General features: G+C 46.0%; 15 protein-coding genes and 1 pseudogene. 6 read left to right on the top strand and 10 right to left on the bottom strand.

The genetic code is table 11. The features are described from left to right. Positions 1-22 precede the first annotated feature (22 nt). Genes JEQ21_RS01150 through JEQ21_RS01135 form a run of 4 tightly spaced genes read right to left on the bottom strand, consistent with a single transcriptional unit; the run spans position 23 to position 3,774 of the window. The gene (locus JEQ21_RS01150) at positions 23-1,039 is read right to left on the bottom strand and encodes a FecCD family ABC transporter permease (RefSeq protein ID WP_199363617.1); all 1,017 of its coding nucleotides are present in this window, start codon (positions 1,037-1,039) and stop codon (positions 23-25) included. Then, on the bottom strand, positions 1,026-2,048 hold the full coding sequence (locus JEQ21_RS01145; RefSeq protein WP_199363616.1) for a FecCD family ABC transporter permease: 1,023 nt from the start codon (positions 2,046-2,048) through the stop codon (positions 1,026-1,028). Before JEQ21_RS01145 ends, JEQ21_RS01150 begins: the two co-directional genes overlap by 14 nt. An 8-nt stretch (positions 2,049-2,056) precedes the next feature. Then, entirely contained in the window at positions 2,057-2,986 is a 930-nt protein-coding gene (locus JEQ21_RS01140; RefSeq protein WP_199363615.1) for an ABC transporter substrate-binding protein, read from the bottom strand. A gap of 8 nt (positions 2,987-2,994) precedes the next feature. Next, positions 2,995-3,774: an ABC transporter ATP-binding protein gene (locus tag JEQ21_RS01135; RefSeq protein ID WP_199363614.1), complete on the bottom strand. Its 780-nt coding sequence runs from the start codon at positions 3,772-3,774 to the stop codon at positions 2,995-2,997. Positions 3,775-4,151: 377 nt separating this feature from the next. Between JEQ21_RS01135 and JEQ21_RS01130 the strand changes: the two genes are divergently transcribed. Then, positions 4,152-5,390: a Fic family protein gene (locus tag JEQ21_RS01130; RefSeq protein WP_199363613.1), complete on the top strand. Its 1,239-nt coding sequence runs from the start codon at positions 4,152-4,154 to the stop codon at positions 5,388-5,390. A gap of 47 nt (positions 5,391-5,437) precedes the next feature. Here the strand turns inward: JEQ21_RS01130 and JEQ21_RS01125 are convergent, their stop codons facing one another. Then, entirely contained in the window at positions 5,438-6,613 is a 1,176-nt protein-coding gene (locus tag JEQ21_RS01125) for a carbohydrate-binding domain-containing protein (protein WP_199363612.1), read from the bottom strand. A 130-nt stretch (positions 6,614-6,743) separates the two neighbouring features. Between JEQ21_RS01125 and JEQ21_RS10230 the strand changes: the two are divergent. The 3 genes and pseudogenes from JEQ21_RS10230 to JEQ21_RS01115 form a co-directional block, all read left to right on the top strand. Next, positions 6,744-7,283: pseudogene (locus tag JEQ21_RS10230) on the top strand (ABC transporter ATP-binding protein); the annotation flags it as partial. Positions 7,284-7,304: 21 nt separating this feature from the next. Beyond that, entirely contained in the window at positions 7,305-7,637 is a 333-nt protein-coding gene (locus JEQ21_RS10225; protein ID WP_442805110.1) for an ATP-binding protein DrrA1-3 family domain-containing protein, read from the top strand. Continuing rightward, positions 7,634-8,824: an ABC transporter permease gene (locus JEQ21_RS01115; protein ID WP_199363610.1), complete on the top strand. Its 1,191-nt coding sequence runs from the start codon at positions 7,634-7,636 to the stop codon at positions 8,822-8,824. The genes JEQ21_RS10225 and JEQ21_RS01115 overlap by 4 nt, the downstream gene beginning before the upstream one ends. A gap of 730 nt (positions 8,825-9,554) precedes the next feature. Here the strand turns inward: JEQ21_RS01115 and JEQ21_RS01110 are convergent. The 4 genes from JEQ21_RS01110 to JEQ21_RS01095 form a co-directional block, all read right to left on the bottom strand. Beyond that, the gene (locus JEQ21_RS01110; protein WP_199363609.1) at positions 9,555-9,830 is read right to left on the bottom strand and encodes a hypothetical protein; all 276 of its coding nucleotides are present in this window, start codon (positions 9,828-9,830) and stop codon (positions 9,555-9,557) included. Between the two features lie 35 nt (positions 9,831-9,865). Further along, the gene (locus JEQ21_RS01105; RefSeq protein WP_233340679.1) at positions 9,866-10,105 is read right to left on the bottom strand and encodes a hypothetical protein; all 240 of its coding nucleotides are present in this window, start codon (positions 10,103-10,105) and stop codon (positions 9,866-9,868) included. Beyond that, the gene (locus tag JEQ21_RS01100) at positions 10,105-10,581 is read right to left on the bottom strand and encodes a hypothetical protein (RefSeq protein WP_199363608.1); all 477 of its coding nucleotides are present in this window, start codon (positions 10,579-10,581) and stop codon (positions 10,105-10,107) included. Before JEQ21_RS01100 ends, JEQ21_RS01105 begins: the two co-directional genes overlap by 1 nt. A gap of 85 nt (positions 10,582-10,666) precedes the next feature. Continuing rightward, on the bottom strand, positions 10,667-10,879 hold the full coding sequence (locus tag JEQ21_RS01095) for a hypothetical protein (protein WP_199363607.1): 213 nt from the start codon (positions 10,877-10,879) through the stop codon (positions 10,667-10,669). Between the two features lie 136 nt (positions 10,880-11,015). Between JEQ21_RS01095 and JEQ21_RS01090 the strand changes: the two genes are divergently transcribed. After that, the gene (locus tag JEQ21_RS01090; RefSeq protein WP_199363606.1) at positions 11,016-11,942 is read left to right on the top strand and encodes a site-specific integrase; all 927 of its coding nucleotides are present in this window, start codon (positions 11,016-11,018) and stop codon (positions 11,940-11,942) included. Here the strand turns inward: JEQ21_RS01090 and JEQ21_RS09850 are convergent. After that, positions 11,914-12,228 carry a restriction endonuclease subunit S gene (locus JEQ21_RS09850; protein ID WP_325176118.1) on the bottom strand — a complete coding sequence of 105 codons (315 nt, stop codon included), beginning with the start codon at positions 12,226-12,228 and terminating at the stop codon, positions 11,914-11,916. The genes JEQ21_RS01090 and JEQ21_RS09850 overlap by 29 nt on opposite strands. Before the next feature lie 107 nt (positions 12,229-12,335). Between JEQ21_RS09850 and JEQ21_RS01080 the strand changes: the two genes are divergently transcribed. Next, positions 12,336-13,086: IS1634 family transposase (locus tag JEQ21_RS01080; protein ID WP_442805109.1), on the top strand; the 751-nt coding region annotated here is incomplete at its 3' end.

The raw sequence follows: 13,086 nt of genomic DNA, 5'->3' as shown, positions 1-13,086 counted from the left end.
GTTCTTGTTGACTCTGGTGTTTTTACCTATTTCTCATCTGTTTTCGTAGAAGGTAGAGGAAGTAGGGGCTGCCGATGAGGGTGAGGGTGATGCCGGTGGGGATGTTGCTGCCGACTAGATAGGTGCGGGTGAGGGTGTCGGCGGTTAGGAGGAGCAGGGCACCGGTTAGGAGAGCAGCGGGGAGGCGCCAGCGGTGGTCGGCTGGGAAGAGGATGCGGGTGATGTGGCTGGCTAGGAGGCCGACGAGGGTCATGTTGCCGGCTAGGGTTAGGCTGAAGGCGACGAGGGTGCTGGCTAGGATGAGGAGGATGCGGCGTTGGCGGCTGAGGGCTAGTCCTAACCCAATGGCGGTTTGGTCCGAGAGTTGGAGGAGGTTGAGGGGCCGGACTTGGGTGTGGGTCAGGATCCAGAGAATCAGGAGAATAGGGGCAGCCAAGGCCAGGCTGTCCCAATTATTTCCTGTCATCCGGCCAGCCAGCCAGGAGACGACATAGTTGAGTTTCTGGGTATCGACGCGGCCGGTGATGGCGACCAGGCTCGAAGAGAGGATGGTGGAGAGGGTTACGCCCGCGATGATGAGCTTGATGGGTTGAATCCCCTCTCCTTTTTTGTGGGAAAGAAAAGAAGCGAGGGCAACCGTAGCAAGTCCGCCTGGGATGGCCAAAAAGGGAAGGTAGCGGATCAAGAAGGGATCGGTTAGATCCATCTGCGTCAAGGCTAGGGTCAGAACCAGACCAACTCCAGCGTTCATCCCTAAGGTCGAGGAATCCGCTAGAGGATTGTGGGTGAAGGTCTGTAATAAGACTCCGCTCAAACCTAGAGAGGCCCCTGCTAGCAGGCTAACCAAGATTCGTGGCAAACGAATTTCTTGGAGAATAAAGCGGATTTGGTTGGAGGCTTGGCCTTGGAGGAGGTCTGCCAGGTCTGCTAGCCTCCATTCTCCATCCCCCATGGCCAGGGAAAGGAGCGAGCTAACCAGAACCAGGAGGCCCAGTATCAGCATTTTTAGGGCTGGGGACAGCCGCTTAGGTTGGTTCATACAATTGTCCTTTTCGCATCAAAATCAAGAAAATCGGAAGTAGCAGGAGGCTGATCAAGGCGTTGAGAGGGGTGCCAGGAAGCAGGATGGCCAGCAGGTCACACAGGAGGAGGAAACTGGCTCCGGTCATGGCAGCGAGGGGAAGGAGTAGGCTATAGGAGTGCCCGACCCAATGGCGGAGTAGGTGGGGGATAATCAGTCCCACAAGGGCTAGGCTTCCGACCAAGGCTACGGCAGCGGCAGAAAGTAGGAGGACGACTAGCAGCAGAACCAAACGGAACCAGGCTGTGTCTTGTCCCAGCCCTTGAGCGACTTCTTCATTCAAGCTAAAAATCGTTAGTTGGTAGGCTAGAATGTGGGCTAGGAAGAGGCCGAGCAGGATAGGCGGCGCAATGACGGCCAGCATCTGCCAGTTGGTTGCGGCTAGTCCACCAGCGAGCCAGCCAATAAGGGCTGTGGACAGGTTGAAGGCCAGAATGAGCCCCTGCCCCAGAGCCGTAAAGAGACTGGCCACCATGGCTCCGGCTAAGATGAGACTGGTGGGTTCCAGCCCCCGTCCCCGCCGGTAGGAAAGACCTAGGACGAGAGCGGTTGCCATCCCCGCCCCCAAGAGGCAGAGGAGGAGAATCTGGCTATAGTGGAGGGCGCCCAGAAAGGCATACCCCCCAGCCAAGGCTAGTCCTGCCCCAGCATTGATGCCAAGGAGACCGGGATCAGCGATGGGGTTGCGGGTCAGACCCTGCATGATGGCGCCGGAAACGGCTAAACTGGCTCCCACTAATAGAGCAGCCAGGGCGCGTGGCAGGCGGATATCCCAGACAATCAAACTGCTTTGGTCCTGCTGCTGCGGATGCAAGAGGACCTGCAGGACAGTTTCAAAATCGTACCAAGGTTGTCCCCAGCTGAGGTTAAGCAGGACTTGACCGAGGATAAGGAGGGCGAGACTGCAAAAAACAAGCCAAAAAAATCTTGGCTTGTTTTGCGGAATCCCTGTTAGGGTTGCTTTCATAGGAACTCCTAGTTCATTTTTTGGAATCCTTCTTGGATGGTTTTTAATTCGTATTCTAGACTGAGTGGGTCGTTGAAGTAGAAGGCGTTGGCATCAACTTTGAGGACCCGATTTTTCTCAACAGCTGGTTGGGATTTCCAGAGGTTGCTTTCGTAGAGGGCAGATTCTGTTTCTTCATTTTCTGCAGCTACGACGACGATATCCCCTAGATACTCTGGGAGGGCATCTTGGTTGACCGCTAGATAGCCAGGTTTAAAGACCTCCTCTTGCACTTTTTGAGGGGCCTTGAAACCAAGAGCTTGGTAGACAACCTCGCCCCCACGGCCCCAGTTATTCCCGAAGAGGTAGATGTCTTTTTCAAAGAGGCCCATGACCGTCACAGTCACATCTTCTCCCAACTGGTTACGGAGTTCTTGGCCGATTTTGGCTGTCCGGTCTTTCCAATTGGCGATCCACTCATCCGCTTCTTTTTCTTTGTCAAAAACTTGACCAAAGGAATTCAAGAGTTGGAGATAGTCGTTCTTGCCATAGGTTACAGCCAAGGTTGGCGCGATCTTCTGGAGCTCCTTGAGGTTAGGGTCGTTGGACTCAACGACAATCAAATCAGGGTTGGCTTTGGCAATGCTTTCCAAGTCTACTGGCATGAGCACTTGCGCATCCTTGACCCGGTCCTTGAGGACGGGATTCTTGGCATCATAAGTTGTGACCGACACGGGATCAAAGCCGAGCTGGTAGAGGTAACCGGTATAGCTAGAGGAAAGACTGACAATCCGCTGAGGATTCTGGGGAATATCCCCCGAGTAATCAAAGCCGTCAATCTTAGGCTTGCTCGAGAGGACAATCTCCTCCTTAGCGTTGGATGTGGAAGAGGACGACGCGCAGGCCGCAAGCGTCACAAGTAGCAGGCCGAGACCGAGCCAAGTAAGCAGTTTTTTCATAATCTCTCCTATTCTTTTAAAAGCTGATAACTAAGACAAACAGGCTTGCCGTAGATGGGATCTTGGACAATTTGCGCCTCTATGGAAAAAATAGAACGCAAAACCTCAGCTGACATCACCTCTGAGACCGAACCCTCAAAAGCGATGTGCCCATCCTTCATGGCCAACAAACGATGGGAAAACCGGGCTGCCAGATTGAGATCATGCAAGACCATCACGATGGTCTTGCCCTGGCTTTGGTTCAGCTCTGACAATAACTCCAGAACCTCCAGCTGATGATTGAGATCTAGGTAAGTCGTCGGCTCATCCAAAAAAATCCAGTCCGTATCTTGCGCCAAGGCCATGGCAATCCAGACCCGCTGTCGCTGCCCACCAGACAAGGCGTCCACCGGCTGGTCCTGAAAGTCCACCACTCGCGTCACTTCCATTGCCCAGGCAATCTTTTCCCGATCCTCTGAGCCCAAGCGCCCCAAGGCCGACAAGTGTGGATACCGCCCATAAGAAACCAAATCAAAAACGGTAATCCCCTCCGCCGCCGACTGTACCTGCGGTAACAAGGCTAACTTGCGGGCCACCTCTTTGGTTTTCATCTGAGCAAGGACTTGCCCATCCAGAATCACCTGCCCCTTGTCTAAGGGGAGAATCCTCGTTAAAGCCTTGAGAAGAGTGGACTTGCCACTGCCGTTGGCCCCGATAATGGTCGTCACCCTGCCCGATTCTAGCTGACAAGACAGCCCATCCAGCACCAGTTGATTTCCATAAGAAACCTGAATGTCCTTGGCTTGCATGGCCTAGCCCTCCCTTCTCTATCGTTCAAACAAACTCATTATACCACAAAATGGAGAAAAAGGAGATTTGTCAGACAATTCTAAGGAAAGGTATTTCTTATTAAAAATTATTTCATTAAAATTCCCAAATATTTTAAAATAGAATCTTAACTTTTACTTCTATTTTTACAAAATCAAGAAAATGATAAAATAGACGGCAAGAAATGGTTTCTATTTGAACAAAAGCGCCAAAATGTTAAAATAGACATAGAAAATGAGATTCTATTTTGACAAAAGGGCTAAAATGACAAAATAGAATCCAACGCTTCATTTCTATTTGAACAAAATTTGATTTTTTTAAGTAACAGAATGGTCGATCTAGCAGAGAGGAGGATTTGATGGATTACAAAGAGTTAAAGAAAGTCTATTATGGGAATTTTGATGCTTATGAGAGAGAGTATCAGCAACGTTTGGAAGGATATAGTACGATTGTTACCCAACTTTACCCAAGATTGATGAAAAGAGAAAACTTCCAAACATCTAGCTATCCCCTGTTCGTCGTGGTCTTGCCGACGATTCTAATGTTGATAGAGAAAATTACAGTTGCTTCTGGTAAGATTCAGGATTTGGCAGCGGATTTACCAGCTGTCGCCCATGATCAATTTTTTAGTGAGCAAATGTATCAATCAATCATCTCCACAAATGCTATTGAGGGCATTCGGACAAGGCGGAAGGACTTGGTAGAGGCTCATCGCATTGTGACAGAGGCTCCAGACGCTGAATCTACACGTAAAAACCTATCAACGGTGAAAATGTACCAGCAGATTTTAGAGGGAACGACTTTTAATCTCCAGACTTTGAAAGATATTCGCTCTCTTTATGATCTCTTGCTTGAAGGGGAAGTGGGCTCAGAAGATCAATTGGATGGGGAGCTCTTTCGAAAAGGGGGTGTTCAGATAAGCGATGATCGGACAGGAAAAGTCATCCATCGACCTCCCTTATCGGAAGAAGGGATATGCAATATGTTGGAGTCCTGGCTTCAATTTCTGGGAGATGAAGAACTTCCCTTTCTAGTGAAGGTTTGTATTGGTCATTTTTTCTTTGAAAATACGCATCCATTTTATGATGGGAACGGGCGATTTGGTCGCTATCTAATGGCTAAGACAGTCGCTAATAACTTCGATACTTTCACCGCTCTTGTGATTTCCCAAAAAATCAATGAGCATAAAAATACTTACTACAAACTCTTTCAACAGACGGGAGATTATTTGAATCGCGCTGATGCGACCTTTTTTGTTCAAGGTCTCTTATCCCTTATTCAAGAAGGACAAGAAGATATTCTTCTACTCCTATCTGAAAAACGGGATTTATTAGAAGACTATCGTGAGAAAATCCATGCTTTGGAAGAGAATTCGGAACAAGAAAAACACATCCTTTTTGTACTTGCTCAGGCAAAGCTGTTCGTGTCAGATAATAGTGGGATGGAGGAAAGAGAACTGGTTAAAATTGTAAGTCAAAATGCTCCAAAGATCTCTGTTCGCTCGATAAAACAAGCCTTGCGGACTTTAGTCGAAAAGAACTTTCTTCAAGTTGTCAGCCGCAGACCCCTTCGCTACCGGTTGACAGAGATCTTCTAGCAACAGAAAAACTCTCTCTCCTGCCAAATTGAGGAGAGAGAGTTTTCTTATCCACGGTTGCCCGGAGCTTGGCCTCCGCCTGGGGGCATACCACCTTGCATACCGCCTGGTCCAGCACCCATGCCACCAGGGGCACCGGGTCCGGTTTGGACAATTTCGGTTTGTTTTTCGCCGTTAACGGTTACAATTCCACCAGTGAAGCTGACGCTACCGTCGAAGTCGAAGGCGGATTGGGCGGTTATATCAATGGTGCCACCGCTGATTTCGAGGTTGCCATTGGAGTCGAAGGCGTCGGTATCGCCTTGGCCGACTTCGACCTTGATGTTACCGCCGGTGACTTTGATAAAGATATCGGCGCCGGTGACGTCGCTGGCTGCATTGATACCGTCGTCGGTTGCGTAGACATCAACTGCTCCACCGTTGATGGTGACGTTGGTTCCTTCTAGTCCTTCGACACTTTGTGGGACAGAGATATTTCCATCATTGATAACGAGGCTGGACTCAGCCTTGATGCCGTCATCGCCAGCGGATACAGAGATGTCGCCGCCGTTGATGGTGACATTCCCCTTGTTAGTGTCTTCATCGTTGTTGGATTTAATGCCGTCGCCTTGGGCGTTGACGCTAATATTGCCTCCATTGATGGTGACGCTGTCTCGGCCGCGGATCGCATCGTCTGCCGCGATTACTTGAAGGGTTCCGTTTTCGATGTAGAGGTTGTCTGTGGAGACGATTCCGTCCTGGTAGTTAGCTTCAACGGTTAGATTTCCTTGGCCGGTCACGATGAGATCGGCTTCAGAGTGGATGGCTCCTTCCAAGTCTTCATTGCTGTGGGTGCTTGAATCGCTGATCTTGTTTTCCGTTCCATCTTGAAGTTCCAACTGGACAGTTCCAGCTTCCTCTACATTGATGGCTGGGCCATCAGAGGAGGAGATGCTTGTGCCAGCTAGAATCAGGCGGACATTGCCAGATGTTTTCACCGTCACCCCTGCGCTGGTATTTCCCTTGAGAACGTAAGTTCCAGCCTCTGTAATGGTCAAGCCCTTATCGTCCAGCGTCACATCCTTGCTGGGAAGACTATCCCAGTCAATAGAAGGAGTCGTGGTGCTCTGCTTAACGATTTGGCCTGTCGTTGATTGCGTTTGGCTGCTCTGTAGACTGCAAGCTGCCAAGCTCGCCATGGTTAGGAAAGCAATGGTAGCGGTTAGGATTGGTTTTTTCTTCATATGAGGTTCTTCTTTTCTTTTTTATTTTCAAATAAGTATAAAAAGAAAAACTAAAAGTTCCTTTAAATTTAACTTAAAGAAGCCTAAAAGGAAAAATAAGAGTATAATATAAGAAAAAGGAGGAAAGCTTATGTTGCAAGTATCACACATGTCCAAAGCTTACGGGAACAAGGAGGTCCTCAAGGACCTCAACTTCAGTATCCCATCCGGAACCATCTGCGGCCTGGTTGGGAAAAATGGGGCTGGTAAGACGACACTCTTTCATTCCGTCCTCAACTTTCTAACCTATGAGGGCCAGATTCTACTGGACGGCCAACCCCTGACCAAAGAACGTTACTCGCAAATCGGCTACCTTCCGGAAGAACGCAGCCTCATGCCCAAGCGGACGGTTCTGGAGCAGGTCAGCTACCTGGCCAGCCTCAAGGGAATGAGCAAGAAAGAAGTGGCAGAGCGCCTACCCATCTGGATGAAAAAACTACAGGTCAAAGGCCGCATGAGTGACAAAATCAAGAGCTTATCCAAAGGGAACCAGCAGAAGATTCAACTGATCGTAACCCTCATTCATCAACCACAATTAATCATTCTGGATGAGCCTTTTTCAGGTTTAGATCCGGTCAACACAGGCCTTCTTAAAGAAGTCATTCTGGAAGAAAAGGCGCGTGGGGCGACCATCATTTTCTCAGATCATGTTATGACCAACGTGGAAGAACTCTGTGACCAACTGATTATGATCAAAGACGGCACCATCGCCCTCAATGGGGATATCCAAAGTGTCCGCCTTCAGTTCGGGCGCACCCGCCTCTTTGTCTCCCAAGATTTGGATAAGGAACAATTAGCTGCCCTGCCTCACGTCCTCTCCGTCGAGGATACCAAACAAGGCAAATGGCGCCTAATCTTGGATAGCGAAGATGCCGGACCAGAACTCTTTGACCTCATCAGCCAAGGCCGCTACCTCACCACCTTTGACCAGCAAGCCCCAAGCATTGATGAAATCTTTAAACTAGTATCGGAGGAAGCCTCATGAAACAAGTACTCCTAGTCGCCAAAGAAACCTACATCCGCCAAGTTAAATCCTGGGCCTTCCTTTTCTTAGTCCTAGGCCCCTTCCTCATGATCTTGCTCTCCATGGGGTCTGGCTATGTCGCCTCTCAATTTGGGTCAAACTCTAACGCCATCGCCCTAGTGGGTCAAAACCAAGACCTGTCCGATCTCGATTTCCTTAAATCCTATCCGGACGAAACTGCGGCCAAGGCCGCAGTAAAAGAAGAAGAGGTTGAAGGCTACCTAGTCGTCTCAGAAGAAAAGGGCTTCCTCACAGCCACCTACCACGGCGAAGAAGGGATGGCCTTTGAGAAAAAAGACCAAGTCCAAAAAGCCTTGGACCAAGCCCAAGCTGATCTCAACCGCCAGAATGCTCAATTGAGCACAGATCAGGTGGCTATCCTGGATCGCCAACCTAACTTTAAAGAGGAGCTACCAGAAGGACAGGACATGGCTCTCGGTGCTAAAATGGCGGCCATTTTTGGCTTAGTCTTTATCATCTACATGATGACCCTAACCTACTCAGCAGCCACTGCCCAAGAAATTGCTGGCGAAAAAGGGACTAAAATTCTAGAAATTATTTTTTCTAGCATCCCAGCTGACCTCTATTTCTATGGCCGTGTCTTAGGAGTGGTCTTGGCTCTTGTGACTCATTTGGGAATTTATGCCTTGGGAGGCGTTCTAGCCTACCTCTTCCTTTTGAGCCAACCCTTTGGAGCTTCCGCCCTTCCCTTCCTTCAAGCCCTCCTAGCACACTTGGATTGGCTCCTCTTGCCTTTCTTGCTAGTAGGCTTGAGCTTCTATGTTGTCATCGCCGCCTTCTGTGGCGCCCTCGTTGTACGCCAAGAAGATGCCAATAAGGCCGTTCAACCCCTCACAATCTTGGTTATGGTCGGCTTCTTCGGCACCTTCATCTTCGGCCAAGGAGGCCAAGACACCCTTATCTTACAAGTCCTATCCTACATCCCAGGCCTCTCCATCTTCCTCATGCCCGTCCGCATGATCAATGGCTACGCAGGTGCTCTGGAACCCCTCCTCTCCCTCTTACTCCTCCTAGCCACCACCGCAACCCTAACCTACCTCATCGGCAAATCCTACTCTGGCATCGCCCTCCAAACCGACGACCTCGGCCTATGGAAATCCCTCAAAAAAGGCCTCGCCAGCAAATAAAACGAGATCGGACTCCGTCCGACCTCGTTTTTTTGCAAGCCAAAAGCCTAAACAAGAGTGGAGATCTATTGTCGAGACTGTTTTCTACCACCTCCAAATAGATGAAATTTTTCATGATATTTTCCGCAAAATGAAAAGGACCACGGAATGCCCGTGACCCTTCTTAAGAGATTAGATGTCTTTTGACAATAACTTCATTATTTTGATACTGTATCTTCAAAGATCTGTAGGACCTTTGAACTCTGCGAAATCTGTGAGCTAGAGGGGCGGATGCCGAGCTTGCGAGGTAAAAAAGATATTCAGTGAACCAAGTATTCTCAAAAAATATAGCCAGTCTATCCAATCTATAATCTCCCCCGTGGTAAAAACCAATCCCTACTTTTCCAAAAGGAAAAGGCCCACGAAATATTCGTGAACCTTTTCAGGAGATTATGATGTCCGTCGCTGTTCGATACGGAGTGAGTTACAGCGAAGGATGCCGAACGAAAGAGAGGTAAAAAAGTGAGGAGCAAAGCGACGAAACTTTCACCTTAAAATAATAATCTCCCAAGCAGAGCAGTACTATCCTCTAGTTCAACCACATAACGAAAGACCTCGTCTAACAACGAGGCCTTTCAGGAGATTATTATGAAAAAGAAAAGTTTTATTAGGATTGAGATAAGTATAACCTGGAAAGATTAAACAAAGCTTAAAGGGAGAAAAAATTTGAATAGACAATGAGAAACGGAGATTATCGGAGAAAGAAGTTAAGGATAATTGAAATTGCTAGACTGGTGAGAGATAGGATTAAGCCGATGAACCAGCGCGTGGTTGTTTTCTTTTCGGCCTCTCTGGCTAATTTCTCAATCATTTCTCTTTCAAGTAGTAGAACCTTAGTTTGGGATAGAATTTGTTGGACACTGGCATCCCATTTTTGGTTGAGCAACTCGAATTCACTAGCCATCTTATCTTCAAAGGTTGAAAATTTCAAGTCAATTTCTGATTTGCTGTGACGGTCATGATTCATAACGAAAATCTTCTGTGCGTATTTTAATCGTCGTGTTATCCCCAAGCAAAGAATTTTTCATCAGGCAAGTCTTGTTGGTCCCACATTTGCTTGACTTTACCTCTGGCAATGCTGGCGAAATAGGGGTAACCGAGCTCTTGGTCATAAGAGGACTCTAAGGCTATAGTTACTTCCCCAGTTACCTCGTCAATTTCGATTAGACCTGGGTCTCGATTTTCAGGGATATACCAATAACCATTGGTGTTAGAATTGAAAACTTTAATGAGTTTTAGCATCAGTTTTCTCCTTTCATTTGAATCCATTCTGCCCATGCTTTTTGATAGTCGTAGACTTCGTTTGTTTTATTGTGTGCCTCTTCATATGAATGCCCATTAGCCATGAGTTTAAGTTCCATTAATTCATGGTGTAGCATGATGATGTCGTGCCTCTGAATCCCCTGTTTATTGTTCCTATCGGATAGTCTCCGCCAACTTTCTGCCATATCATAACTAGGGTCAAATCGCTTAAAACCATCTTCTAAATCATGCTCCTTGATAAAAATATGGTCGTAGATTTGTTCGATCTCGGAAATAGGGAAACCACTATTTTGCGAAACTCTCCTGATTTCAATAGCCTTATCACGATTTCGAATTTGCTGGTAATACATTCTAGCATGACGATCTCGTTCTTTGTGATAAGGGTCATTGCTGTTATTCCAAGCACCGTAGATAGCACCCGTAAACTTATTATTTTTATTATACGCCTTTTCCATAGTAGAATCAAAAACCTTCCTATCGTTTTGCAACAAATTTTTGAAGGGTCAATAATTCATTCGGAAAAGGAAAGTGAAAGAGCACTTAGATTTCTCTAGGTGCTCTCTTTACGTCTGAAAAGTAAGTCATAATGGCATATTTCTCAAATAATTCAATTTCTTCTAAAGTCAAGATAGATAGGGGATTGGAAGCATTGTCATCTTCGGTCTCTACCTTGGGAGGGTGTGCTCGATGGTACTCAATATATTCAATCAAGTCCATTCCAAGCTTTTGTGAGATAGAATCATATAAAGTCATTGTAACACCTCCAATTCAATATACTTCTATTATACTCTTCTTTTTTTTGAAAAGAAAAATCGTTACTATAGAAGTATGAAAACATGGTCATTCTTCATCAGTGTAAGCCTAAAATTGAAGTGAAGGAGGCAAGACAATGCTGAATAAGATGACACAAAACGACCTTTTTCATGAGTATTATAAACAGTGGATTCGAGTTTACAAGGAGGGGGCGATTCGAGATGTGACTATGTCTAAGTACCAAATGTCTTTGAAGTGGGTACAAGAGTTGGCACCTGATTTGACTTTGAAAGAAGTGACACGTATAACCTACCAACAGCTTCTGAATGATTATGCTTTGGAGCATGAGCGTGTTACAACAATGGATTTCCACCATCAACTGAAGGGAGCGATTTTGGACGCTGTGGATGAAGGATTAATAGAAAGGGATCCGACCAGAAAGGCCATTATAAAAGGAAAAAATCCATCGCCCAAGAAACCAAAATATCTCAATCAATTTGAACTCCATACCCTACTAACAAATCTTAATTTAACCGATCAGATTAATTGGGATTGGCTTATATTGCTCATCGCAAAGACTGGAATGCGTTTCTCTGAAGCTTTAGCAATTACACCACAAGATTTTGATTTTCCTCATCAGTCCTTGTCCATCAATAAAACATGGGATTATAAGGGACGAGGAGGATTTTTACCAACTAAAAATCGTTCTTCCGTCCGAAAAGTTCAGTTGGATTGGCAAACGGTCATTCAGTTTTCAGAATTAACGAGGTACTTACCACCTGAAGAACCGATATTTGTACACGGAAAAATTTATAACTCAACTATAAATCACTTGTTAGAACGACGTTGTCAAAAAGCCAAAGTCCCAATCATCACTCTGCATGGATTAAGACATACCCACGCCTCGCTCCTCCTTTTCGCAGGTGTGTCCATTGCTAGCGTAGCGAGGCGACTCGGTCATGCCAGTATGACGACTACCCAAAAAACCTATCTACACATCATTCAGGAACTTGAAAATCAAGATCTAGATCTAGTCATGAGATCGCTTTCAGGGCTAAACTGATGAAAACCAGAGGCTTACACTGTTGAAGGGTGATGAGGTGGTCGAGAAGTAAGAATTGTTTTACAAAACAATGTTGTTCTTCTAATTTTGGTATGAAGATAAGAATCTCTTTTAAATCGGAATTATGTAAATGAACAACCGTCTTTCCTTGAGCTCTTTTTGACAATTCCTTTTGAATGTATGAATAGGTTAGCTGTAGAGCTAAAAATTCTGGCAATATTATATCTTTGTTCGGTTGAACAATATTTAAATCACCACCAATTATAATACCTCCCGAGTTTATCACTTTGTGTTGTAAGCAATCCAGCTCAACCGCTTGATAGAACTGTATTTTTTCAACATTTTTTGCACAAAACTCTTGTTGTATATGGTTGTGTATGATATAATAGAAATATGGCTTTTATTAAAACGACTACTAACAAAGAAGGTCGGACTCACGTTTATCTTGTTGAAGGATATCGTAAGGACGGGAAAGTAAAACAAAGAATACTTCACAAATACGGTCTGCTTGATGAAATGGAGGAAAGCGAACCAGGTATCTTGGATCGACTGAAGAAGGAGGCTAAAGCTGGCCTTTTAAATCCAGAAAAAACTATCCAAGTTACCTATGATCTATTTGCTCCCATGAATGAACCAGACAAATCTTATGGCTGGATGGTCTTCGATGACATTTTTGAAGAGTTACGGCTTCCAAATTTTATGAAGCATCTAAAAACAAATGCCAAATTCGATTTGACAAAAGCACTAAAACTTCTTGTCTTCCAGAGAATTTTAAAACCAGACAGTAAGTTAGCGACTTTTGAATCTCAAGAGGAATTATTTGGAGATTGGGACATTAACCTAAATGCAGTTTATCGCCTACTTGATAAGTTAAACGATATTAAGGAGGATATCCAACTCCATCTTCATCAAGAAATCAGTCGCCTAACCAATCGGGAAGGACGCCTTGTATTTTACGATGTGACTAACTACTATTTTGAAACCGATATTCCTGACGAAGAAATCTCTGAAGATGGCGAGGTTCTCAAGGTTGGCCTGCGTAGACGAGGTCCAAGCAAAGAACATCGACCTAAGCCAATCGTTCAACTAGGTCTCTTTATGGATACAAACGGCATCCCCATTAGCTACAAGCTCTTTCGGGGAA

Origin of the sequence: Streptococcus sp. 121 (assembly GCF_016458205.1) — a bacterium.
In the GTDB taxonomy this organism is placed as follows: Bacteria; Bacillota; Bacilli; order Lactobacillales; family Streptococcaceae; genus Streptococcus.
Note: the sequence above shows the minus strand (reverse complement) of the source record. Positions and strands in the feature narration are given on the sequence as shown.

What these genes read in the sequence shown, in the direction of transcription:
- JEQ21_RS01110 (WP_199363609.1), bottom strand. Translation starts at nt 9,830, where the DNA reads ATGAATCATGACCGTCACAGCAAATCAGAAATTGACTTGAAATTTTCA.
- JEQ21_RS01130 (WP_199363613.1), top strand. Translation starts at nt 4,152, where the DNA reads ATGGATTACAAAGAGTTAAAGAAAGTCTATTATGGGAATTTTGATGCT.
- JEQ21_RS10225 (WP_442805110.1), top strand. Translation starts at nt 7,305, where the DNA reads ATGACCAACGTGGAAGAACTCTGTGACCAACTGATTATGATCAAAGAC.
- JEQ21_RS01115 (WP_199363610.1), top strand. Translation starts at nt 7,634, where the DNA reads ATGAAACAAGTACTCCTAGTCGCCAAAGAAACCTACATCCGCCAAGTT.
- JEQ21_RS01100 (WP_199363608.1), bottom strand. Translation starts at nt 10,581, where the DNA reads ATGGAAAAGGCGTATAATAAAAATAATAAGTTTACGGGTGCTATCTAC.
- JEQ21_RS01125 (WP_199363612.1), bottom strand. Translation starts at nt 6,613, where the DNA reads ATGAAGAAAAAACCAATCCTAACCGCTACCATTGCTTTCCTAACCATG.
- JEQ21_RS01145 (WP_199363616.1), bottom strand. Translation starts at nt 2,048, where the DNA reads ATGAAAGCAACCCTAACAGGGATTCCGCAAAACAAGCCAAGATTTTTT.
- JEQ21_RS01135 (WP_199363614.1), bottom strand. Translation starts at nt 3,774, where the DNA reads ATGCAAGCCAAGGACATTCAGGTTTCTTATGGAAATCAACTGGTGCTG.
- JEQ21_RS01090 (WP_199363606.1), top strand. Translation starts at nt 11,016, where the DNA reads ATGCTGAATAAGATGACACAAAACGACCTTTTTCATGAGTATTATAAA.
- JEQ21_RS01140 (WP_199363615.1), bottom strand. Translation starts at nt 2,986, where the DNA reads ATGAAAAAACTGCTTACTTGGCTCGGTCTCGGCCTGCTACTTGTGACG.
- JEQ21_RS01150 (WP_199363617.1), bottom strand. Translation starts at nt 1,039, where the DNA reads ATGAACCAACCTAAGCGGCTGTCCCCAGCCCTAAAAATGCTGATACTG.
- JEQ21_RS01095 (WP_199363607.1), bottom strand. Translation starts at nt 10,879, where the DNA reads ATGACTTTATATGATTCTATCTCACAAAAGCTTGGAATGGACTTGATT.
- JEQ21_RS01105 (WP_233340679.1), bottom strand. Translation starts at nt 10,105, where the DNA reads ATGCTAAAACTCATTAAAGTTTTCAATTCTAACACCAATGGTTATTGG.